The organism is Nonomuraea sp. NPDC003707, from assembly GCF_053587055.1.
On the sequence record NZ_JBSFNK010000075.1, the window covers coordinates 1 to 22,549 of the forward strand.

Below are 22,549 nucleotides of genomic sequence, written 5' to 3' on the forward strand. Positions count from 1 at the left end.
GCCGCGATCTGGCACAACCACGCAACCAACGCCCCGATCACCCGGTCACTGACCGCCTACGACCACTGACCGGAGATCGGACTTACTCGTCTAGATGCCCTGGCGCGAGCACTGAAGAACCGGTCGGCATCCCGCAGAGGCGAACGGAAAGGCAGAGCGCTGGGGTTTCCCCGGTTCAAGTCCAAGCACCGCGCCGCGCTGTCGTGCCGGTTCACTACCGGCACCATCCGCCTGGAGGCCGACCGCCGCCATGTGACGCTGCCCCGGCTGGGCACCATCCGCACCGCAGAGTCGACCCGCAAGCTCGCCCGGCACCTGGAACGCGGCACGGGCCGGATCATGTCGGGCACCATTCGGTACGAGGGCGGCCGGTGGTTCGTCTCCTTCACCTGCGAGATCGATCGAGGAGACCGCACCACCGCATGCCCTGACGCCGTGGTGGGGATGGATCTAGGGGTGAAGAACCTCGCACCACGGGGCAGCACTGCGAAAGCTACGCAGACTGAACAGGGAACTGGCCCGCCGCCAGGGCCCCCGCACCCCGAACGGGAGCAGAGGCGAGGCGTCGGCCCGCTGGCGCACGACCAAAGCAGCGCTCGGCAAGACGCATGCGCGGGTGGCGGGCCGACGGCGCGACGGCCTGCACAAGCTCACTAGCCGCCTAGCCGCCACCTACGGCACGGTCGTGGTTGAAGATCTCAACGTGTCGGGAATGCTCGCGAACCGCTGCCTGGCCCGCGCCATCGCCGATGTCGGCATGGCCGAGGTACGGCGTCAGCTCGCCTACAAGACCACCTGGAGAGGCGGCAGGCTCGTCGTGGCCGACCGTTGGTTCGCCTCCTCCAAGACCTGTTCCGGCTGTGGCGCGGTGAGAGCCAAGCTCGCTCTGTCGGAACGTACCTACGCATGCGCCGCCTGCGGTCTCATCCTCGACCGGGACGAGAATGCCGCACGCAACCTGGCCGCCATCGCGGCCAACGTCGCCCAGAGTTGCGGGGAGACGGAAAACGCCCCCCGGGAGACCGGGCGGGACGGCATTGGCCGTCCCGGTGGAGCCGGTGTAAGACCCACCTCGAGTGGGCGGTCGGCTGTGAAGCGGGAACCCCCGACGCGGGGAACGCCGATCTGCCTGGGCTACGCGTGTTCGGCCGTGTCGAACAGGGCCTTGGTGGCGTCGCCGAAGTACGGGCCGTACATGGTGCGCTGGTCGTCGCTGTACTTGAAGCTGCTCACCGACGTGATCGTCCCCTTGCCCGTGGCCAGGTCGAACGTGGTCATCCACGGCCCCCCGCTCGATCCCGCCGTCATCTCGCAGCCCACCCCCTGATCGCGGCTCTGCCCGTACGGGTCGGCCCGCAGCCGCCCCGCGCAGTAGACCAGGTGATGCCCGTCGTACGGCGGGTCGGCCGGGTAGCCGAAGCCGAACACCTGACCCCCGCGAGCGGCGTTGAAGGCGATCTCCTGCGTGCCCACCACGTCGGCCACGTGCCTGCCGCCGGACGTGGCCAGCGCCACCATGCCCACGTCGAAGTTGTCGTCGCCACGGCTCGACCAAGGCCCGGCGACGAACATGCGGCGGGCCGCGTACTGCCCGAACCGCTGCGCCCCGCCCATCCCGTACGCCGGGACGAACGTCCAGTTGGCGGCCCACCCGCCCGCGCCGTCCTTGACGCAGTGCCCGGCGGTGACCACGACGTCCCTGTTGGCGCTGCGTACGGTGCTGGCCGAGCAGACGAAGTCCGCCCCGCGCACGGTCAGGAAGACGCGGCCCGTGGTCCTGGCCACGGCGCCGCCGGTGATCCAGCGCGAGCCGACCGTGTTGGTCTCCGGCCGCTTGGCCGCGCCCCCCTGGTCCCTCCGGACCGCCGCCGCCTGGTGCCGGGGCGTGCGGCCCCACAGCCAGGCGGCCAGGCCGTCACCCGACACGCCCGTGGTCACGCCGTCGCCTCGCGGAGTCAGGCGCCGGCTCGACACGTCAGGAGCGGTGCGTATCTCCGTGTGCTCCGTCACGCCGCTCAGCAGGCCCGCGCCGTCCGTCACGCTGTCCAGCAGGTCGATCGGCAGCGCCTTGGCCATGCGCTCCGGCGTCCAGTAGTCGAGCACGCGCCGCTGCTCGGCGGTGGTGCGGGCGGCCACGTGCTCGACTATCTGGTGACGCATCGCCCTGTGGTCGGGTGGATCGGCCTGCTGCTGGCCGGGGGCCGCACCGAGGAGGGCGGGCCCGATCAGCCCCGCCAGAAGCGGGGCGGCCGCTAGCAGGGGGGTGCTCAAGGTCATGCCCCCCGAGTCTGCACTACGAGATGTGTTCTTGTGACTACTTTCGGTAAATACCTCAGAGTGCGTTGGTGCTCTGTGCCGCTTGGTAGACGCTCTGCGCCTCGTTCCCGAAATATGGGCCGAACATCCAGTTGGGGGCGAAGTTGTATTTGAAGCTGTTGACCGAATTCTGGGTGCCGAGGCCGGTCGACTCGTTGAAATTCAGCATCCAGGGCCCGCCGCTGGACCCGCCGGTCATGTTGCAGGTCAGGCCGTGGTCCTCGCTCGCGAGGAAGTCGTCGAAGGTCCGACCGCTGCAGTAGATGAGCTTCGAGCCGTCGTACGGCGCCGCCGCCGGGTAGCCGAACCCGTACATCTGCTGCCTTCTCCCCTGGTTGAACGCGACACCCTGGCCACCCACGACGTCCACCAGCGCCTTGCCCTCCAGCGGCGCGACGACGGCGGCGGCGACGTCGAAGTTGATGTCCTCGCTCGCGTTCCACTGCTGCGTGGTCAGCAGTTTCGTGGCCGCCCAGGTGCCCGACGGGCGGTTGCCGTTGTTGTAGCCGGGCACGAAGACCCAGTTCGTGTGGAACGTTCCGTTCAGCTTGACGCAGTGGCCGGCGGTCAGGACCACGCTCTTGTTCGCGCTGGTCACCGCCGAACCCGAGCAGGACGCGTTGCGCCCCTGCGTGGTGAAGAAGATCCGGCCGGTGGTCTTCACGACCGCGCCGGAGCCGGTCCACGGCTCGCCGGACGACCGGGCCGACTGCAGCTCCGCCCCGGCACGCGTCGCCCCGGTGGGCGGCGCCGTCCACGGGGTGCCCTCGGCAGGCTCTCCCAGCGCCGTCTTCGCCCCCTTCTTCGGGCCGGGCGCGTCCAGCGGCTGGGCCGCCTCCATCCGCTGCTCGGTCCAGTACGTCAGGACCTGCCGCTGCTCGGACGCGGTGTCCGCCGCCGCGTACTGGGCGGGTTTGGGCCGCATCTGTACGCCGGCCTGCGCCCCACCGGCGGGCAGCAGGACGGCGCCGCCGGCGGTGAGGGTGAGGATGGAAAGCAGAACGACTGCGCGGTGCATTACGTACCTCCCGAAAACCGGACCTGGGGTACGGAAGGTAGCCGTAGCAATATCCGGATTTCTCAAGATTTGCGCATACCGATATAGCCGCATTCCGGCATTAATTCACTGCGTTATCTCGGGTCACATAAGTGCTGGGATTTCGACGCGGTCGGTGCCGCGTGCCCGAGCGCGCCCTGCAGCGGGGACAATGGACAGGTGCAAGAAGAGACCCTCCGATCCGTCGTGGTGCTCGGCTCCACCGGCTCCGTCGGCACCCAGGCCCTCGATGTCATCGCCGCCAACCCCGGCGGCTTCAAGGTCGCCGGGCTGGCGGCGGGCGGCGGGCGGGTCGACCTGCTGGCCAGGCAGGCGGCGACGTTCGGCGTCGAGGTGGTCGCGGTGGCCGACGCGGCGGCCGTGCCCGAGCTGAAGGACGCGCTGTCCGCGCACGGTGCGAAGCCCACGGTGCTGGGCGGGCCCGAAGGGGTCGCGGAGGTGGCGGCCTGGCAGTGCGACACGGTGCTCAACGGCATCACCGGCGCGCTCGGGCTGACCTCCACCCTGGTCGCGCTGGAGGCGGGCAGGACCCTCGCGCTGGCCAACAAGGAGTCCCTGATCATCGGCGGCCCGCTGGTCAAGCGGCTCGCCAAGCCCGGCCAGATCCTCCCGGTCGACTCCGAGCACTCGGCGGTGCAGCAGTGCCTGTGGGCCTCGGGCCCCGACGGCTACGACCCCGACAGCGTCAAGCAGCTCGTGATCACCGCGAGCGGCGGGCCGTTCCGGGGGATGAAGCGCGAGGAGATGTCCGGCGTCACGCCCGAGATGGCGCTGGCCCACCCCACCTGGTCGATGGGCCCGGTCATCACGATCAACTCCGCCACCCTGGTCAACAAGGGGCTGGAGGTCATCGAGGCGCACCTGCTGTTCGACTTGGGTTTCGACCGCATTGAGGTCGTGGTCCACCCCCAGTCGATCATCCACTCCATGGTGGAATACGTCGACGGCTCGACCGTGGCCCAGGCCAGCCCGCCCGACATGCGGCTGCCGATCGCGCTCGCGCTCAGCCACCCCCGCCGCATCCCGGGTGCGGCACGGGCCATCGACTGGACCAAGGCGCACACGTGGACGTTCGAACCCCTCGACGACGTCGCGTTCCCCTCCGTCGCGCTCGCCAGGCACGTCGGCGGCGAGGGCGGCACCGCGCCCGCCGTCTACAACGCGGCCAACGAGGCGTGCCTCGACGCGTTCATGCGGGGCGAGCTGCCGTTCCTTGCGATCGTCGACACCGTGGCCAAGGTGGTCGAGGAGCACCAGGTCACCCCGGCCGACTCGGTCGAGGAGGTGCTCGCGGCCGACGCCTGGGCCCGGGCCCGCGCGGTCGAGCTGTCCCGCTGACTACCTAGACTGGAAACCGTCGTCACAGTAAGGGTTGAAATGTCTTCTGTAGCTCTCGGCATCCCGACGGTCCGTCCCAAGCCGCTCGCCGAACGCCGACACTCTCGCCAGATCATGGTCGGCAGCGTCCCCGTGGGCGGCGACGCACCCGTCTCGGTGCAGTCGATGACGACCACGGTGACCGCCGACGTCAACGCCACGTTGCAGCAGATCGCGGAGCTCACGGCGTCCGGCTGCCAGATCGTACGCGTGGCCGTGCCGTCCCAGGACGACGCCGACGCGCTGCCGATCATCGCCAAGAAGTCGCAGATCCCGGTCATCGCCGACATCCACTTCCAGCCGAAGTACGTCTTCGCCGCCATCGAGGCGGGCTGCGCGGCGGTTCGGGTCAACCCCGGCAACATCAAGAAATTCGACGACAAGGTGGGCGAGATCGCCCGGGCGGCGGCCGACCACGGGGTGCCGATCCGCATCGGCGTCAACGCCGGGTCGCTCGACCCGCGCCTGCTCCAGAAGTACGGCAAGGCCACGCCCGAGGCCCTGGTGGAGTCGGCGCTCTGGGAGTGCTCGCTGTTCGAGGAGCACGGGTTCCGTGACATCAAGATCTCGGTCAAGCACAACGACCCGGTCGTGATGATCAACGCGTACCGGCTGCTCGCCGCCAAGTGCGACTACCCGCTCCACCTGGGCGTCACCGAGGCCGGCCCCGCCTTCCAGGGGACCATCAAGTCCTCCGTCGCCTTCGGCGCGCTGCTGGCGGAGGGCATCGGCGACACGATCCGCGTCTCCCTCTCCGCGCCTCCGGTGGAGGAGGTCAAGGTCGGCACCCAGATCCTGGAGTCGCTCGGGCTGCGCGAGCGCGGCCTGGAGATCGTCTCCTGCCCGTCGTGCGGCCGGGCCCAGGTGGACGTCTACACCCTCGCCGACCAGGTGCACGCCGGGCTGGAGGGCCTGAAGGTGCCGCTGCGGGTGGCCGTGATGGGCTGCGTCGTCAACGGTCCCGGGGAGGCCCGGGAGGCGGACCTGGGGGTGGCCTCGGGCAACGGCAAGGGGCAGATCTTCGTCAAGGGCGAGGTCATCAAGACGGTGCCGGAGTCGCAGATCGTGGAGACCCTGATCGAGGAGGCGCTCCGGCTGGCCGAGGAGATGGGCGTCGACGTCGACCTCGACGACGACTCCGGCCCCCAGGTCATCGTCAGCTGACCCACCGCCCCTCACCCCCGCCGTGGGCGCGCCGTCGCACCCGGAGAGTCACCCAACCCGGCGTCCCGAACACGCGACCAGCTGAGACGCACACCGGCGCCTCAGGGACACCGAGCCCCGCCGTCCCACGGCCGCCGCGAAGGCGCCCGGTGGTCGGGGTGAAGCGTGAGCCCCGCAGGCCCCGGGCGGGTGGCCGGAGGTGCGGGGCTCGTGGGTTGGGAAGGGGGCAGGGCGCTAGAGCGTCAGGCCCGTGAGCACCATGACCTTCTCGTACGTGAGGTCCTCCATCGCCGAGTGGAGACCCTCGCGTCCGATCCCCGAGTCCTTCACCCCGCCGTACGGCATCTGGTCGGCCCGGTACGAGGGGACGTCGCCGATGATCACGCCGCCCACCTCCAGCTCCCGGTTCGCCCGGAAGGCGGCGTCCAGGGAGCGGGTGAACACCCCGGCCTGCAGGCCGTACTTCGAGTCGTTGACCATCGCGTAGGCCTCGTCGATCGAGGCGGCGCGCTGGAGGATCATGACGGGGCCGAAGACCTCCTCGCACGCCACCTTGGCGTCGTGCGGGACGTCGGCGAGCACGGTCGGGGCGATCGTGGCGCCCTCGCGGGTGCCGCCGGCCAGGACGCGGGCGCCCGCGGCGACGGCCTCCTCGACCCACTGCTCCACGCGCTTCGCGGCGGCCTCCGAGACCAGCGGGCCCACCTGGGTCTTCTCGTCCGCCGGGTCGCCGGTGACGAGGCCGGAGACGGCCGGGAGGAGGCGCTCGACGAAGGCGTCGTACACGGGCTGCTCGACGATGACCCGCTGCACGGCGATGCAGCTCTGGCCGGCCTGGTAGTTGGAGAAGAGGGCGATGCGCTGCGCGGCCCAGTCGAGGTCGGCGTCGGACAGCACGACGGCGGCGGCGTTGCCACCGAGTTCGAGCGTCACATGCTTGCGCGGGACCTGGTCGGCGATGGCGTACCCGACGGGCGCGGAGCCCGTGAACGACACCACCGGGAGCCGGGGGTCCTGGACGAGCGCGGAGGCGCGCTCGTTCTCGATCGGCAGCACCGAGAACATCCCCGCGGGCAGGTCCGTCTCCGCCAGGATCTCGCCGAGCACGAGCGAGGAGAGCGGCGTGGCGGGGGCGGGCTTGACGATGACGGGGGCGCCGACGGCGATGGCGGGGGCGACCTTGTGGGCGACCAGGTTCAGCGGGAAGTTGAACGGGGTGATCGCCAGGACGGGCCCGTAAGGGACGCGCGAGACGTACGCCAGCCGCCCGGCCGCGGCGGGCTCGGTGTCGAGCCGCTGCACGTCGCCGGACCAGCGGCGGGCCTCCTCGGCGGCGAAGCGGAACGTGGCGACGGCGCGGTTGACCTCGCCGCGCGCCCAGAAGATCGGCTTGCCGTTCTCGGCCGTGATCAGGTGGGCGATCTCGTCGGCCCGCTCGGCGAGCCGGCGCGACACGTGGGCCAGCGCCTCGGCCCGCACGTGCACGGGCAGCGCGGCGGCCTCCCGCGCCACCGCGTGCGCGGTCGCGATGGCCTCTTCGACCTGGGCATCTGTCGGTACGGAGTGCCGCCCGACCACGCGGCCGTCATCGGGGTTGGTCACAGTGAGCTCGGAGTCCCCGGTCGCGGCGCGGCCGGCCAGCCAGAAGGTACGCACGTCCATACACATGACGTTATGCCAAGCTGGAGATGGGGGATTTACACCATGGTGCACAAGACTCCCACCAGGGCTCACCGTTAAGTACAAGCCCCCTGGTATACCCATGATGTAACAGAAGTAGACCCAATTCGGGATGTTTACCATGCGGAGTGGTTTGAGCGATCTCCGCCATGGCTAAGTCATCGTTTGCGGGTCTCCAGCGCGGCGGGCCCCCGATCTGAGAAAGGCGTGGGCCCCGTGACCGAACAGCGTGAGGTCACAAGGACGCATAGCTGCTCCTTGGCTGCAAAGGAGGCCTCATGAGTTCGGCCCCGCTGGGGCTGCAAGGCGCCTACCTGCTGGGTGAGCGCGCCACCCACGACGAACTTCGCTCCCGTCTCCTCGACGTGGCGGTGAACCTCCTCGAGAGCGACGGGCCGGAGAGCCTGACCATGCGCCGGATCGCGGTCGAGGCGGGATGCACGACGACCGTCATCTACACGATGTTCGGCAACAGGGAAGGGCTGGCGGAGGCGCTCTACCTGGAGGGGTTCGAGCGGTTTCGACGCTTTCTGGAGGCGGTGCCGACGCGGCGCAACCCGTTCGAGCACCTGAGCGCGCTCGGGCCCGCGTACCGCCAGGCGTGCCTGTCGGAGCCCGGTTACTACAGTCTGATGTTCGAGCGGGCGATCCCCGGTTTCGAACCCAGCGAGCGCGCCAGGACCCTGGCCCGCGCCGCCCTGAACATCCTCGACCGGGTGATCGCCGACTGCATCTCCGCCGGCTACCTGGTCCCGACCCAGCCCCGCAAGATCGCGGACGCGCTGTGGGCGGCGGCCCAGGGGGCCATCAGCTTGGAACGCGCCGGTCACCTGCGCGACGGGCGCACGTACGAAGCGGTGACGACGGCGACCATCTGCTGCTACCGGGTGGAGAAGCAGGATTAGCGCGTCATCGGCGGACGGCTTCGAGCGCGAGCCACAGCTCGGCGCGCACGCCCGGATCGTCGAGGTCACGGCCCAGCAGCTCGGTGACACGTTTCATGCGGTAACGCAGGGTGTGGCGGTGCACGCCGAGCCGCTGCGCCGCCGCGTCCCAGTGGCCGTTGCTGTCGAGGTACGCGCGTAGCGACTCGACCAGGTCGGCCCGGGACCCGTACGCGGTGAGCGGGGCCAGCAGCGCGGCGGCGAACGCCTGGGCGGCGGCCCGGTCGAGCAGCCCGAGCAACCCCTGCCCGGCCAGCTCCCCGAACTTCACCACCCGGCCGTGCCCCTTCCCCAGTGCCGCCGCCAGGGCGCGCCTCGCCTGGTCCAGCGCGCCGTTCAGGCCCTCGGGGGCGTAACCGCACGGCAGGCTCACGCCCACCGGCGCGTCCGCCTCCAGCGCCACCTTCTCCGCCACGGTGTCGGGCACGAGGGCGACGGCCGCTGAGGATGCGGGTTCGGCGCCCTCGTCGGTGAGCAGCGCCGCGAACGCGAGCGGCTCCAGCGCCTCCAGCGCGTCGGCGCCCGCCGCCAGCACCGCCAGCGGCTCCTCAGGGAGCCGCCCGCCGAGCGGCCCCAGCACCGCCCGCGCCTGCTCCCCCGCGCCCGACAGCAGCAGCTCCAGTACGGCGGAGCGGGCCCGCCGCGCGGCCTCCAACTGGGTCCTGCCCTGCTCCAGCGCCAGCGTGAGCAGGGATCCCGCGGCGTTGATCACCGTGTGGGTGACGGGCGAGAAGGGCCGGCCGGCCCCGACGGCGAAGAAGCCGCGCGGCCGCGCACCGCCGCCCAGCGGCTGCACCACGATGTGCTCCCCCGGCCCCGACAACGCCAGGCTCGCGGGCAGCAGCCCACCACCGCCGGGCTCCAGGAGGCGGGGCTCAGGGGGGCGGGTGGCGGTGCGGAGGCGGGAGAGCTCGGAGACGACGGCGTCCGTGTTGGCCCCGCGCGTGGCATGGCGGACCTCCCCCGCCTCGTCCAGCAGCGCGGCCCACCCCCCGACCTCCTTGGCGAGCCGGTCGATCACCGCGTGCATGCCCTCCGGCCGGAGCGCCGCCCGCGTCAGGCGGCCCTGGGCGGCGAAGGCGCGGCTGATCTCGTCGTACTGCTCGGCCGCCAGCAGCTCGCTGACCCCCTTGCCGATCGCGATGAACGGGGTCTCGCGCGGCACCTCGAACAGCGGCAGCCCCGCCTCCTCGGCGGCGGTCACCAGGGCCGGGGGCACCTCCTCGTGCGAGACGCCGACCCCGAAGCCCAGCCCGGCGACGCCGCGAGCCACGAGGCGGGCGACATACTGGGACTGGTCGCCTTCCATCCGCATGCCCGTGGTGAGGAGGAGTTCCCCGCCCTCCAGGTACGGCGTCGGGTCCGCGAGCTCGCTGACCGCCACCCAGCGCACCGCGGCGTCCAGCACGCCGCGGGCCCCATGGCCGGGAATTCCGGCCACCGGCCGGAGCCTCATGCGGCGTACGACGGTCCGGAGCGTAGGTGGCATACGAAATTTGTCCATTCCGGCAAAGACGACCACCTTCAGTGTGACATATCGACGTATCGGCGCAGGTGGGAGCCCGCCGTAGCGTCGAATCATGAGCATTCCCCAGGAGCGGCGCGTCGTGACCGCGATCCCAGGCCCCAAGTCGCAGGAATTGCTGGCCCGCAAGCAGGCCGCCGTCCCGCCCGGCATCGGCACCACGCTGCCGGTCTTCGTCACCCGCGCCGGCGGCGGCGTGGTGCAGGACGCCGACGGGAACTCGCTGATCGACTTCGGTTCCGGCATCGCCGTGACCAACGTGGGCAACGCCGCGCCCAAGGTCGTCGAACGCGTCCAGAAGCAGGTCGCCGACTTCACCCACACCTGTTTCATGGTCACCCCGTACGAGTCGTACGTCCGGGTGTGCGAGAAGCTCAACGAGCTGACCCCGGGTGAGCACGAGAAGCGCACGTTCCTGGTGAACTCGGGCGCCGAGGCCGTGGAGAACGCGGTCAAGATCGCCAGGCACGCGACGGGCAGGCAGGCCGTCGTCGTGTTCGACCACGGCTACCACGGCCGCACGCTGCTCACGATGACGCTGACGGCCAAGAACATGCCGTACAAGCACGGCTTCGGCCCGTTCGCGCCCGAGGTGTACCGGGTGCCGCTGGCGTACCCGTACCGCTGGCCCACCGGCCCCGAGAACTGCGCCGAGGAGGCCGCGGCCCAGGCCATCGACATGATCACCAAGCAGATCGGCCCGGGCAACGTGGCCGCCGTGGTGATCGAGCCGATCGCGGGCGAGGGTGGGTTCATCGAGCCGGCCAGGGGCTTCCTGCCGCGCATCGCGGAGTTCTGCAAGGCCAACGGCATCGTGTTCGTGGCCGACGAGGTGCAGACCGGCTTCGCCCGGACGGGCGATCTGTTCGCCTGCGAGGACGAGGGCGTCGTACCGGACATCATCACCACGGCCAAGGGCATCGCGGGCGGCCTGCCGCTGGCCGCCGTGACCGGGCGCGCGGAGATCATGGACAAGGTGCACGCCGGCGGCCTCGGCGGCACGTACGGCGGTAACCCCCTGGCCTGCGAGGCCGCGCTCGGCGTGCTGGAGACCATCGAGGAGGAGGACCTCGTCGCGAAGGCCCGCCGGATCGGCGAGATCATGATCCCCCGCCTCAAGACCCTGCAGGAGCGCTTCGACGTGATCGGCGACGTCCGCGGCCGGGGCGCGATGATCGCGATCGAGCTGGTCGAGCCGGGCACCAAGGAGCCGAACCCCACCGCCGTCCAGGAGATCGTCAAGCGCTGCCACGCCGAGGGCCTGCTGGTCCTGACCGCGGGCACGTACGGGAACGTCCTGCGCTTCCTGCCCCCGCTCGTCATCCCCGAGCACCTTCTTGAGGAGGGCCTCGGAATCCTGGAGAAGGCGATCGCGGAACTCTAGAACAAACCCCACCAATCGGGCATCCGGCTTGCGGCTGGATGCCCGATTTTGTGGTGTAAGTGGCGTCGCTCGGGTAGAGAATTCACCCTGACTTGACGCTCAGCAGGACACTCACGGCCACGGTCAGGGTTATAACGGTTCCGGTATACGGATGGGCGATGACTGCAGGAAGCATGATGAGCTGGAGTCCGACCAGAACGGCGCGGAGTATGTTGACGTTCGACCCTGAAGGCCTGACCTGGGCCCAGCGCGAGGGCGACGCCTGCGTCGTCTGTCACAAGAGATGGCCGCGACCCCGCGTGCGCGTGGGGCGCCTGCCCGACGACTCGTCGGTCCTGGCCTGTGGCGACTGCGCCGAGGCCCTTCTGCCCACACCCAAGTCGACCGTGGTGGCCTTCCCGTCCCGCTGAGCGAGCGCGCTCTGACGAGACGCCCCGGGACGGGGGGGAAGGCCCGGGGCGTCCCTTGCAGGCCGCGCCCAGGGGGGAACGGGCGCGCCCGCGGCACTGTCACAGGCGGCGATCGCCGGCCTCGCTCACTTGGCGAGCAGCGCTGTCCACCTTTTGTCCCAAGTGGCGTAATCAGTACATTCCCCGCCATCCGCCCGGCAATCCCCCGGAGGCTGTACGGCGAAAGCGACCCGGTCGAGCTTCTTGCCTCTCCCGTACAGGTCGCACATCGGCTTGGCCCGCCCCTTGCACGCCTTGGCGTTGGCCGGGGCCAGCCCCACCCAGGCGGCGGCGTCGCGCTGCGCGTTCGCCGCGGTCACCCAGTTGAGCCACCGGTAGGCGCAGGTGGTGTCGGGGACGTTCGCGCCGAGCATCCAGGAGTCCACCCACCCGGTCGTCTCGGGCGTCTGGAGCGCCTTGACCGGCTTTCCGGCCTTCTGCAGGAGAAGGCGGTAGTACGGGGTGGCCTGGGCATAGTCGAGCGACCCGGTCGCGAACCCCTGCACCAGGTCGATCGGGCTGCGCCAGTACGTGCGCCCCTTGCTCTGCTCGAGCAGCGCCACCGCGCCGTCGAGCTGGCCCTGGGTCAGCTCGTACGGATCCTTCGCCGAGCCGTCGGCCAGCGCGGCGTCGGCGATCGTCAGCGGGCTGTCCTTGAGCGCCACCCGGTCGGAGGCGAACGCCTGCTGGAGATCGCCCTTGACCTTGGTCGAGTCGTAGATGAACTCGTGATAGCCCCACAGGTACGGCACCCCGTACACCTTGCCGGACACGGTGGACATGTCACGGAAGCGCTTGTCGATGTCGTCGTAGCCGCTCACCTTGGCCGGGTCGATGGGCTGCGCCAGCTTGTCCTCGATCAGCTTGGCGGCCAGCACGGGCCCGGCCGAGATGATGTCGTACGCCCGCTGGCGGGAGAACTCCTCCATCTCCTTCGCGCTCTGCACGGTGTCGAGCTTGGCGATCCGGCAGCCGGTCTCCTTCTCGAAGTCGCCGACCCAGTTGACCTTGGGACTGGTGCCGCCGTACTCGGCGTAACCGCGGTAGGTGAGGATCTGGAGCGTGCCGTCGCTCTGCGTCGCGCTCGGCGTGGGGGTGGGGCTGGCAGTGCGCGTAAGCGTGGGGGTGGGGGTCGGACGGGCCGCGCCCATGCCTGCGATCAGCGCCGACGCGGCGAGCGCCAGGGCATAACCACGACGACGACGATTCACGATGTCCCCCCTGTCCCCATGTGCTGGGTCCGTGTGCTGGAGCTTACCGGGGAGTGGGGCGGGAGGGACGCTCGTCCCGCCCGCCCCGGGCGTGGCACGCCTACTTGTTCGTGGGGAAGCCGAGGTTCACGCCGCCGTGCGAGGGGTCGAGCCAGCGCGAGGTGACGACCTTGCCGCGGGTGTAGAAGTGCACGCCCTCGGTACCGTGCACGTGGGTGTCGCCGAAGAGCGAGGACTTCCAGCCGCCGAAGCTGTAGAAGGCCATCGGCACCGGGATGGGCACGTTGATGCCGACCATGCCGACCTCGACCTCGTTCTGGAAGCGCCGGGCCGCGCCGCCGTCGTTGGTGAAGATCGCGGTGCCGTTGCCGTACAGGCCGCCGTTGATGATCTCCAGGCCCTCCTCGTACGAGGACACCCGCACGATCGACAGGACCGGCCCGAAGATCTCGTCCGTGTGCGTCCGCGTGCCCGGCCGGACGTGGTCGAGCAGGGTCGGGCCGAGCCAGAAGCCGGGCGTCTCCGCGGCCTTGCCGCCGCCGAGCACGGCCGTCTCGCGGCCGTCCACGACCAGCTTCGCGCCCTCCTCGACGCCGAGGTCAAGGTAGGAGGCGACCTTGTCGCGGTGCACCTCGGTGACGAGCGGCCCCATCTGGGACTTCGGGTCGTCGCCGGGGCCGATCACCAGCTGGTCCACCCGCTCGACGATCTTCTGGACGAGCTCGTCGCCGATCGGGTCCACGGCCAGCACGACGGAGATCGCCATGCACCGCTCCCCCGCCGAGCCGAACCCCGCCGACACCGCCGAGTCCGCCACCAGGTCGAGGTCGGCGTCCGGGAGCACGAGCATGTGGTTCTTGGCGCCGCCGAGGGCCTGCACGCGCTTGCCGTGCGCGGTGCCGGTCTCGTAGACGTACTTGGCGATCGGGGTGGAGCCGACGAACGACACCGCGCGCACGTCGGGGTGCTCCAGCAGCCGGTCCACGGCGACCTTGTCGCCCTGCACGACGTTGAAGACGCCGTCGGGCAGCCCGGCCTCCTTCCAGAGCCGCGCCATGAGCAGCGAGGCCGACGGGTCCTTCTCCGACGGCTTGAGCACGAAGGCGTTCCCGCACGCGATCGCGACCGGGTACATCCACATCGGCACCATGGCCGGGAAGTTGAACGGCGTGATGCCGGCCACGACGCCCAGCGGCTGGCGGATCGAGTAGGAGTCGACCCTGGTCGAGACGCCCTCGGAGAAGCCGCCCTTGAGCAGGTGGGGGATCCCGCAGGCGAACTCCACGACCTCCAGGCCGCGGGCCACCTCGCCGAGCGCGTCGGAGTGGACCTTGCCGTGCTCGGCGGAGATCAGCGCGGCCAGCTCGTCGCGGTGCGCGTACATGAGCTCGCGGAAGCGGAACAGCACCTGCGCCCGCTTGACCAGCGACGCGTCCCGCCAGGCGGGGAAGGCCGCGACGGCGGCGGCCACGGCCGCGTCCACGTCGGCCGCGGAGGCCAGCGCCACGTGGCCGCTGACCTCCCCGGTCGCGGGGTTGAAGAGCTCGGCGGCGCGGGAGTCCCCGTCCGCGAGCGCTCCGTCGATCCAGTGCTTGACGGACTTCACTGAGCTGCTGCCTCTGCGTTGATGGTTTCCAGAGCGGTCACGATGATGCCGAGACCCTCGACGGCCTCGTCCACCGTAAGGGTCAGGGGCGGGGCCATGCGGATGGCGGTCCCGTACAGGCCGCCCTTGCCCGCCAGCAGGCCCGCCTTCTTGGTCTCCTCCATGAAGCGGGCGGCCTGGGCGGGGCTCTCCAGCTCGACGGCGAACATCAGGCCCTTGCCGCGCACGCTCCTGACCACGGGCAGGCGCTTGGCGGCCTCCTTGAGGCCGCCGATGATGATCTCCCCCGTACGTGCGGCGTTGGCCTGCAGGTCGCGGTCGAGCACGTAGTCGAGGGTGGCGTTGGCGGCGGCCATGGAGATCGGGTTGCCGCCGAACGTGGCCAGGCCCACGGCGTGCGGGGCGTCCATCAGGTTGCCGCGCGCCACGATGCCGCCGACGGCGAAGCCGTTGCCCAGCCCCTTGGCGAAGGTCATCATGTCGGGGGTCACGCCGTGGTTGCCGATGCCGAAGAACGAGCTGCCCGTACGGCCCCAGCCGGTCTGCACCTCGTCCGAGATGAACAGGATGCCCTGCTCGTCCAGGACCTCCTTGTACGCGGCGAACAGCCCGTCGGGGGCCATCGTGAACCCGCCCACGCCCTGGATCGGCTCGGCGATCAGCGCCGCCACGTCGTTGGAGACCGCGGTGGCCAGCACGTGGCGCAGGTCGTCCACGCACGCCTGGATGTAGTCGGCGTCCGACATGCCCTTGAACTGCGCGAGATGCCGGTCGGCGCCGTGCAGGAAGGTCACGTTGAGCGGGGAGAGCGAGTTGTTCTTCCAGGAGCGGTTGGAGGTGACGCCGATCGTGCCGAAGCTGCGCCCGTGGTAGCTCTGCCGCATGGCGAGCACCTGGTCGGTCTTGCGCGCGTACGTGGCCAGGAGCAGGGCGGTCTCGTTGGCCTCGGTGCCGGAGTTGGTGAAGAAGACCTTGGCGTCGGGGATGCCGGAGACCCGCGCGATCTTCTCGGCCAGCTCGATCTGGCCGCGCAGCAGGTAGACGGTGCTGGTGTGCACCACGCCGGTGGCGATCTGGCGCTCGACGGCCTCGCGCACCTCGGGCACGTCGTACCCGATCATGTTGGTCAGGATTCCGGCGAAGAAGTCCAGGTAGCTCTTGCCGTCTGCGTCGATGACACGGTTGCCCTTGCCGCTGACGATCTCGATGGGGTCGTTGTAGTTGAGGGCCAGCCAGTTGGGCATGACTGCCCGATGGCGCGCGAGTAGCTCCGACATGTTACCGAGTATCCCTTTTCTTCTCCTCAGCCCCGCGCTACAACGTGTCGGGGGAGGGAAAAATCCACTTACACCCTGCAAACTACCTGGACTTCCCCAAGAGTCGCCCCTTAGGGGATGTCCCGTCCGCCTGGCGATGTACGCGGCACGCGGCCACTACGCCGCCGGAGGCACCGCGAATGACCACTGGCGGGCGACGACCGGGGCCAGCGGAGTCGGCCACCATCGGATCATCCCGAGAACGAAGGAGACATCGAGATGACCGTCACCGTCGACCACCGCCCCGAAGCGCCCGCCGGCCCGCCCAAGCTCGACCGCGAGCAGCTCCGCCGGGCCCAGCAGGACACGCTGGACACCCCGCGCATGAAGTACAGCCTGCTGGCCAAGATGATGTTCAAGCCCGTGGACATCATGTACGGCAAGCAGGGCTCGTACACGAAGTTCGCCATGCTGGAGATCATCGCCCGCGTGCCGTACCAGGCGTGGGAGCGGATGGGCTACTGGGCCGTGCACCACCATCGGGGCCGCTCGGCCCTGGCCAGACGGATCTTCGAGCGGATCGTGGAGGCCCGCGCCGACCAGGACAACGAGCAGTGGCACCTGCTGATCCTGCAGGACCTGGTGCAGCGCACCGGCCAGCGGCAGACCTGGCTGCTGCACCGGGCCGCGCCCTGGCTGATCGCGTTCTTCTACTACCACGTGTCCTGGGTGCTGTTCCTGGTCAGGCCGGACTGGAGCTACCGGCTGAACGCGGAGTTCGAGGACCACGCCGAGCACGAGTACATGACGTTCGTGGCCGAGAACCCGGAGCTGGACTTCGTGCCCGACCCCGGCACGTACGCCGCCGAGTACGGCCGCTACCGCTCGGTGGCCGACCTGCTCCGGCAGATCGGCCACGACGAGCGCACCCACAAGCTCGACAGCCTGGAGAGCATGCGGGAACCCCGTGTCCGTTAGACCCTGCTGTCTTCCGGCACCGGTTCCGGGGCCACTGCGGCCGGGCGCAGCACGGACACGGCGAGCAGCGCGGCGGCCACGCAGAACGCGGCCCCGACCCACGAGCCCAGGTGCATGGCCGACGTGAACGCCTGGTTGCCGGCCTCGGCGAAGCCCGACAGATGCGCGCCGCCGATCGACTCCCTGGCGGCGGCGGGCAGGTCGGCCGGCATCTGCGAGGTGTACTGCCCGGCCAGCACGCTGCCCAGGACCGCGATGCTCATCGCCATGCCGACCTGCTGGACGGTGTCGTTGAGCGCCGACCCGACGCCGGCGTGCTCCATGGGGATGGCGCTCATGAGCGAGGAGTACGCGGACGGCCCGGCCAGCCCGCCACCGATGCCCATGATCACCAGCCCCGTCAGCAGCGGGAGATATCCGGTGGTCGTGGCCATGACGACGAACCCGCCGGCCATCACCAGCAGGCCGGCCCCGATCAGCACCCGGTTGCTGGCCTTCTTGCCCAGGCCGGCGCCCACGCCGTTGAAGATCGCGGCGGCCACTCCGTAGGGGAGCATGGCCAGACCGGCCTGCATCTCCTTGTAGCCCAGCACGAACTGCAGGTACTGGGTCAGCATGAGCATCACGGCGCCCGCGCCGAAGGCCATGAGCAGGATCGAGAACGACGCGCCGCTGAAGTTGCGGTTGGCGAACAGGTGCAGGGGCAGCATCGGCTGCGCCTGCTTGCGCTCCCAGACCACGAAGCCGCCGAGGGCGAGGACCGCGATCGCGATGCCGATCACGTTCCACTCGCGCTCGATGATGACGTACACGGCCGCCGTCAGGCCGACCGTCGACAGCACCACGCCCACCGGGTCGATCTTCCGCCCGCTGCTGCGGCTCTCGGGCATGAGCACGACGGCGGCCACGATGGCGATCGCCGCGATGGGGATGTTCACCAGGAAGACCGAGCCCCACCAGTAGTGCTGCAGCATGAGGCCGCCCAGGGTGGGGCCCGACACCATGCCGACCAGGGCCACCGCGCTCCAGGAGGCCATCGCCTTGCGCCGCTCCGTCTCGTCGAAGACGGTCATCAGGATCGACAGCGTCGAGGGCATGACCAGCGATCCGCCGATGCCCATCAGCGCGCGGGCGGCGATGAGCTGCCAGGGTTCGGTGACCAGCACGGCCAGCAGCGACGCGCCGCCGAAGAAGGCCAGGCCGACGATCAGGAACAGGCGGCGGCCGTACTTGTCGGACAGACTGCCCGAGGTGAGCAGCAGACCGGCGTAGGCCAGCACGTACGCGTCGATGATCCATTGGATGTCCGACGGCGTCGCGCCCATTTCCTCGTTCAGCGAGGGGATGGCGAGGTTGAGAACGGTGTTGTCGACGACAAGCACCAGAAGCGCCAAGCAGAGTACGACGAGAATCCACCAGCGGCGGGGGTCTCGTACAGTGTTCGAGTCCACTCGCACAGCGTACGACAACCCTCGTACAGTGTGCGAGTGGATTTATCCTTGGAGGATGACCGGCAAGCAGTTCGCCTCCGTATGGCTTCGCGAGCCGCGCAAGACCGCGAGCCCGGGGCGCAGCCGTGACGAGATCGTCCGCGCCGCGATCGAGATCCTCGACGCGGAGGGCCTCGACGGGCTCAGCATGCGCAAGCTGGGCGCCAAGCTGAGCGCGGGCGCCACCAGCATCTATTGGTACGTCGCCCACAAGGACGAGCTCCTGGAGCTGGTCTACGACCAGGTGTGGGGCGAGATGAGCATGCCCGAGCCGGAGGACGTCGGCTGGCGCGACGCGGCCTCGGTCCTGGCCTACAGCATGCGCTCCGTGATCCTGCGCCACCCGTGGTCGGCCGACCTCCTCGGCCGCATGCCCGCGCTCGGCCCCAACGCCATCCAGGTCGCCGACCGGATGCGCCGGATGTTCAAGCTGGCCGGGTTCGCGGGGATGGACGTCGACTACGCCGGCAGCACGCTCACCGCCTACATCTACGGCATGACCATCCCCGAGGTCGCCTGGAACTCCGCCATGGGCGAGCACGAGTACGACCCCGCCGAGATGAAGGAGATGGTCACCAGGGCGGTCAAGGACTATCCGGACATGCTGGAGCGTATGGACATGACCGCCTACGACGACCCGCAGACCCTCCGCCAGGTGGCCTTCGACTTCGGGCTCATGTCGGTGCTCGACGGCCTTGAGCGGCGGCTGGCGACGTAGCAGGATTCCCGCATGAGCGAGCGAAGCGAGCGACCAGTCGAACACAGCCGGTCCACCGGTCATGCGGCCGACGAAGGCGGTCGCATGACCGGTTTCCGTGCCGCCCGCGATTTCCTCCTCCACGCCGACCCCGCCACCGCCCGCCGCGACTTCCGCTGGCCGGAGCTCGAGGAGTTCAACTGGGCGCTCGACTGGTTCGACGGGGTGCTGGCCGCCGAGACCCCCGACGCCGTCGCTCTCAAGATCGTGGGGGCGAGCACCGCCCGCTACACGTTCGCCGAGCTGTCCGCCCGCTCCGGCCAGGTCGCCAACTGGCTGCACCGCCAGGGCGTGCGCCGGGGCGACCGGGTCCTGCTCATGCTGGGCAACCAGGCCGAGCTGTGGGAGTCGCTGCTGGCCGCGATGAAGCTGGGCGCGGTCATCATCCCGGCCACGACGCTGCTGACCGCCAAGGACATCTCGGAGCGCATCGTCAGGGGCGGCGTCGCCCACGTGATCGCCAACGCCGCCGACGCGGGCAAGTTCGGGGCCGGCGAATACACGAAGATCGCCGTCGGCGACGCCTACAACTGGCTGCCGTACCACGAGGCGTACGAGGAGGACCCGCTCTTCGTCCCCGACGCGCCGACGCGGGCCGCCGACACGCTGCTGCTCTACTTCACCTCCGGCACGACCTCGCAACCGAAGCTGGTCGAGCACACGCACGCGTCCTACCCGGCCGGGCACCTGTCGACGATGTTCTGGATCGGGCTGAAGCCGGGCGACGTGCACCTCAACGTGTCCTCGCCCGGATGGGCCAAGCACGCCTGGAGCAACGTCTTCGCCCCCTGGAACGCGGGCGCCACCGTGCTGATCCACGACTACCACCGCTTCTCCGCGCCCGCGCTGCTGGAGGTGCTGCGGGACGAGCGGGTCACCACGTTCTGCGCGCCGCCGACGGTGTGGCGGATGCTCATCCAGGAGGATCTCGCCGTGTGGCGGGTGCCGCTGCGCACGGCCGTGGCCGCCGGCGAACCGCTCAACCCGGAGATCATCGACCAGGTCGCCAAGGCGTGGGGCATCACGATCCGGGACGGCTACGGCCAGACCGAGACCACCGCGCAGATCGGGAACGCGCCGGACGAGCCGGTCAAGCCCGGATCGATGGGGCGTCCGCTGCCCGGCTACGACGTCGTGCTGATCGACCCCGTCAGCGGCAGGCCCGGGGACGACGGCGAGATCTGCCTGCCGCTGGACGCCCGCCGCCCCATGGGCCTCATGTCCGGATATGTCGGTGGGCTGAGTGATGCGATGCGCGGTGGTTTCTACCACACCGGCGACGTCGCCACCCGCGACGAGGACGGCTACATCACCTACGTCGGCCGGACCGACGACGTCTTCAAGGCCTCCGACTACCGCATCTCGCCGTTCGAGCTGGAGAGCGTGCTGCTGGAGCACGCCGCCGTGGCCGAGGCCGCCGTGGTGCCCGCCCCCGATCCGGTACGCCTGGCCGTACCGAAGGCCTATGTCACGCTCGCGCCCGGGTTCGAGCCGGACGAGGCGACCGCACGCTCGATCTTCGAGCACTGCCGCAGAGAACTGGCGCCCTACAAGCGGGTGCGGCGGCTGGAATTCGCCGAGCTGCCCAAGACGATCTCCGGCAAGATCCGCCGGGTCGAGCTGCGGGTGCGGGAACCTCGCCAGGAGTACCGGGAGGAGGACCTCAGCTCGTGACAAAGCGTAAATGGGAGCATGGCCGTTCTTACAGAACGATCGGCTAGGCTCTGCCCCGTGTTGCCCACCATCGCCGATGTCCTCGCACTGGAGACCGTACGCCGGGGCAGCCCGCGCGTGGTCGCGGGCGCCGACCGGCTCGACACCAGGGTCCGGTGGGTGCACGTCGGCGAGATCGCCGACCTCGCCCACCTGCTGCGCGGCGGGGAGCTGGTGCTCACCACGGGCGTGGCGCTGCCCGAAGACCCGGAGAAGCTCGCCGACTACATCGGCGACCTCTCCTCCGTGGGCGCCTCGGGGCTGATCGTCGAGCTGGGCCGCAGGTTCGTCAAGGAGCTGCCGCCCGCCGTGGTCAAGAAGGCCGAGGAGCACGGGCTGCCGCTCATCGTGCTGGCCCGCGAGACGCCGTTCGTGCAGATCACCGAGTCCGTGCACGCGCGGATCATCGACATCCAGCTGGAGGAGCTGCGCGCCTCCGAGCAGCTCCACGAGGTCTTCACCGAGCTGTCGGTCGAGGGTGCCTCGCCCGCCGAGGTGCTGGCGCAGGTGGCCAGGCTGTCCAACCGGCCCGTGCTGCTGGAGAACCTCGCCCACCAGGTGCTGGCCTGCGAGTCCGCCGGGCGCGACGCGGGCGCGCTGCTGGCCGGCTGGGAGGCCAGGTCCAGGGGCGTGGCCCCGGCCGAGCGGACCGCGTACGACGCCGCCTCCGGATGGGTGGTCACCACGGTGGGGGCGCGCGGGCAGGACTGGGGCCGGCTGATCCTGATCTGCGACTCGGCGCCGACGCCACGCGACATGGTGCTGGCCGAGCGCGCCGCCACCACGCTCGCCCTGGGCCGCCTGCTCGAACGCCACCAGGAGTCCCTCGAACGCCAGGCGCACGGCACGATCATCACCGGCATCCTGACCCACGCCTACGCCGACCCCGACGAGGCCGCCGCCCGCGCCAGGGCCGTCGGCGTGCCGCTCACGGGACGCAAGCTGATCAGCGTGGTCATCAGGCCCACCGAGCCGGCCGACCAGGCGCTCGACGGCCAGGCCCAGCTCGGCGAACTGGCCGAGGCCACCGCCGCCGCCTGCCGCGACGCCCGCCTGCCCGCCCTCGTCGGCGCCCTCGACCAGGAACGCGTCGGGGTCCTGCTGCCCCTCCCGCCCCGCACCCAGGCCGAGCCCGCGCTGACCGCGCTCGCCGAGCGGCTGCGCGTGCTGTGGCGGCCGGGCGGGCTCGCGTTCGTGCTGGCGGCGGGCTCGGTCGTGGAGTCCATCAGGGACGTACGGCGCAGCTTCCTGGAGGCCGAGCAGGTGGCCGACGTGGCCGTCCGCCAGCCGGACGGGCGCGCCTTCTACCGGCTGCCCGACCTGCGCCTGCGGGGGCTGCTGCACCTGCTGCGCGACGACGCCCGGCTGCAGACGTTCGCGGAGCGGGAGCTGGGGCCGCTGCTGGCGCACGACGCCCAGCGGGGCGGCGACCTGACCCGGATCCTGCGCATCTACCTCGACGCGGGGCGCAACAAAGCGGTCGCCGCGCAGAAGGCCCACCTGTCCAGGCCCGCCTTCTACGACCGCCTGCGCCGCCTCGAACGCGTCCTCGACACCGATCTGGACGACGTCGAGTCCTGCATGTCACTCCACGTCGCGCTCCTGGCCCTGGAGTCCTTCCGCCGCGAACCCCGCTGACCGC

General features: G+C 70.4%; 17 protein-coding genes and 1 pseudogene. 10 read left to right on the top strand and 8 right to left on the bottom strand.

What is annotated here, in order from left to right:
• Window positions 1-484: 484 nt before the first annotated feature.
• Window positions 485-952: pseudogene (locus ACWDRB_RS65170) on the top strand (RNA-guided endonuclease InsQ/TnpB family protein); the annotation flags it as partial.
• 182 nt (window positions 953-1,134) lie between these two features.
• On the opposite strand, the gene ACWDRB_RS65175 reads toward ACWDRB_RS65170, so the two are convergent.
• Window positions 1,135-2,277: a trypsin-like serine peptidase gene (locus ACWDRB_RS65175; protein ID WP_449912157.1), complete on the bottom strand. Its 1,143-nt coding sequence runs from the start codon at window positions 2,275-2,277 to the stop codon at window positions 1,135-1,137.
• A gap of 55 nt (window positions 2,278-2,332) precedes the next feature.
• Window positions 2,333-3,334 carry a trypsin-like serine peptidase gene (locus tag ACWDRB_RS65180; RefSeq protein WP_449912159.1) on the bottom strand — a complete coding sequence of 334 codons (1,002 nt, stop codon included), beginning with the start codon at window positions 3,332-3,334 and terminating at the stop codon, window positions 2,333-2,335.
• A 198-nt stretch (window positions 3,335-3,532) separates the two neighbouring features.
• Here ACWDRB_RS65180 and dxr point away from each other — a divergent pair, with 198 nt between their 5' ends.
• Window positions 3,533-4,711 (top strand): 1-deoxy-D-xylulose-5-phosphate reductoisomerase, encoded by a 1,179-nt coding sequence (gene dxr, locus ACWDRB_RS65185; RefSeq protein ID WP_449912160.1) that lies wholly within the window; start codon window positions 3,533-3,535, stop codon window positions 4,709-4,711.
• Between the two features lie 39 nt (window positions 4,712-4,750).
• Window positions 4,751-5,914, top strand: a complete 1,164-nt coding sequence (ispG, locus tag ACWDRB_RS65190; RefSeq protein ID WP_449912161.1) for a flavodoxin-dependent (E)-4-hydroxy-3-methylbut-2-enyl-diphosphate synthase — start codon at window positions 4,751-4,753, stop codon at window positions 5,912-5,914.
• A 234-nt stretch (window positions 5,915-6,148) separates the two neighbouring features.
• Here the strand turns inward: ispG and ACWDRB_RS65195 are convergent, their stop codons facing one another.
• Window positions 6,149-7,576, bottom strand: a complete 1,428-nt coding sequence (locus ACWDRB_RS65195) for an aldehyde dehydrogenase family protein (RefSeq protein ID WP_363984859.1) — start codon at window positions 7,574-7,576, stop codon at window positions 6,149-6,151.
• Between the two features lie 296 nt (window positions 7,577-7,872).
• Between ACWDRB_RS65195 and ACWDRB_RS65200 the strand changes: the two genes are divergently transcribed.
• Entirely contained in the window at window positions 7,873-8,499 is a 627-nt protein-coding gene (locus ACWDRB_RS65200; protein ID WP_350724389.1) for a TetR/AcrR family transcriptional regulator, read from the top strand.
• 4 nt (window positions 8,500-8,503) lie between these two features.
• Here ACWDRB_RS65200 and ACWDRB_RS65205 read toward each other — a convergent pair whose 3' ends face one another.
• Window positions 8,504-9,994, bottom strand: coding sequence for a PucR family transcriptional regulator (locus ACWDRB_RS65205; protein WP_449912162.1), 1,491 nt, complete (start codon window positions 9,992-9,994; stop codon window positions 8,504-8,506).
• A gap of 124 nt (window positions 9,995-10,118) precedes the next feature.
• Between ACWDRB_RS65205 and gabT the strand changes: the two genes are divergently transcribed.
• Together gabT and ACWDRB_RS65215 are read left to right on the top strand one after the other, a co-directional pair.
• Window positions 10,119-11,447 (top strand): 4-aminobutyrate--2-oxoglutarate transaminase, encoded by a 1,329-nt coding sequence (gabT, locus tag ACWDRB_RS65210; RefSeq protein WP_449912164.1) that lies wholly within the window; start codon window positions 10,119-10,121, stop codon window positions 11,445-11,447.
• Between the two features lie 209 nt (window positions 11,448-11,656).
• The gene (locus tag ACWDRB_RS65215) at window positions 11,657-11,857 is read left to right on the top strand and encodes a hypothetical protein (RefSeq protein WP_350724384.1); all 201 of its coding nucleotides are present in this window, start codon (window positions 11,657-11,659) and stop codon (window positions 11,855-11,857) included.
• A 125-nt stretch (window positions 11,858-11,982) separates the two neighbouring features.
• Here ACWDRB_RS65215 and ACWDRB_RS65220 read toward each other — a convergent pair whose 3' ends face one another.
• The 3 genes from ACWDRB_RS65220 to ACWDRB_RS65230 all read right to left on the bottom strand — a co-directional run bounded on the left by ACWDRB_RS65220 (window position 11,983) and on the right by ACWDRB_RS65230 (window position 15,990).
• On the bottom strand, window positions 11,983-13,107 hold the full coding sequence (locus ACWDRB_RS65220; protein WP_449912166.1) for an extracellular solute-binding protein: 1,125 nt from the start codon (window positions 13,105-13,107) through the stop codon (window positions 11,983-11,985).
• 100 nt (window positions 13,108-13,207) lie between these two features.
• Entirely contained in the window at window positions 13,208-14,713 is a 1,506-nt protein-coding gene (locus ACWDRB_RS65225; protein WP_449912168.1) for a CoA-acylating methylmalonate-semialdehyde dehydrogenase, read from the bottom strand.
• A complete protein-coding gene (locus tag ACWDRB_RS65230) occupies window positions 14,710-15,990 on the bottom strand; it encodes an aspartate aminotransferase family protein (RefSeq protein WP_449912170.1) in 1,281 nt (426 codons plus the stop codon). Before ACWDRB_RS65230 ends, ACWDRB_RS65225 begins: the two co-directional genes overlap by 4 nt.
• 258 nt (window positions 15,991-16,248) lie before the next feature.
• Here ACWDRB_RS65230 and ACWDRB_RS65235 point away from each other — a divergent pair, with 258 nt between their 5' ends.
• Window positions 16,249-16,947 (top strand): alternative oxidase, encoded by a 699-nt coding sequence (locus tag ACWDRB_RS65235; RefSeq protein WP_350724376.1) that lies wholly within the window; start codon window positions 16,249-16,251, stop codon window positions 16,945-16,947.
• Here the strand turns inward: ACWDRB_RS65235 and ACWDRB_RS65240 are convergent.
• The gene (locus ACWDRB_RS65240; RefSeq protein ID WP_449912171.1) at window positions 16,944-18,341 is read right to left on the bottom strand and encodes an MFS transporter; all 1,398 of its coding nucleotides are present in this window, start codon (window positions 18,339-18,341) and stop codon (window positions 16,944-16,946) included. The two genes, ACWDRB_RS65235 and ACWDRB_RS65240, sit on opposite strands and share 4 nt — an antisense overlap.
• 112 nt (window positions 18,342-18,453) lie before the next feature.
• Between ACWDRB_RS65240 and ACWDRB_RS65245 the strand changes: the two genes are divergently transcribed.
• From ACWDRB_RS65245 to ACWDRB_RS65255, 3 genes are all read left to right on the top strand, one after another.
• Entirely contained in the window at window positions 18,454-19,155 is a 702-nt protein-coding gene (locus ACWDRB_RS65245; protein ID WP_449912172.1) for a TetR/AcrR family transcriptional regulator, read from the top strand.
• 84 nt (window positions 19,156-19,239) lie between these two features.
• Window positions 19,240-20,868 (top strand): AMP-binding protein, encoded by a 1,629-nt coding sequence (locus ACWDRB_RS65250; protein ID WP_449912174.1) that lies wholly within the window; start codon window positions 19,240-19,242, stop codon window positions 20,866-20,868.
• 57 nt (window positions 20,869-20,925) lie between these two features.
• Window positions 20,926-22,545: a PucR family transcriptional regulator gene (locus tag ACWDRB_RS65255; protein ID WP_350724368.1), complete on the top strand. Its 1,620-nt coding sequence runs from the start codon at window positions 20,926-20,928 to the stop codon at window positions 22,543-22,545.
• Window positions 22,546-22,549 lie beyond the last annotated feature (4 nt).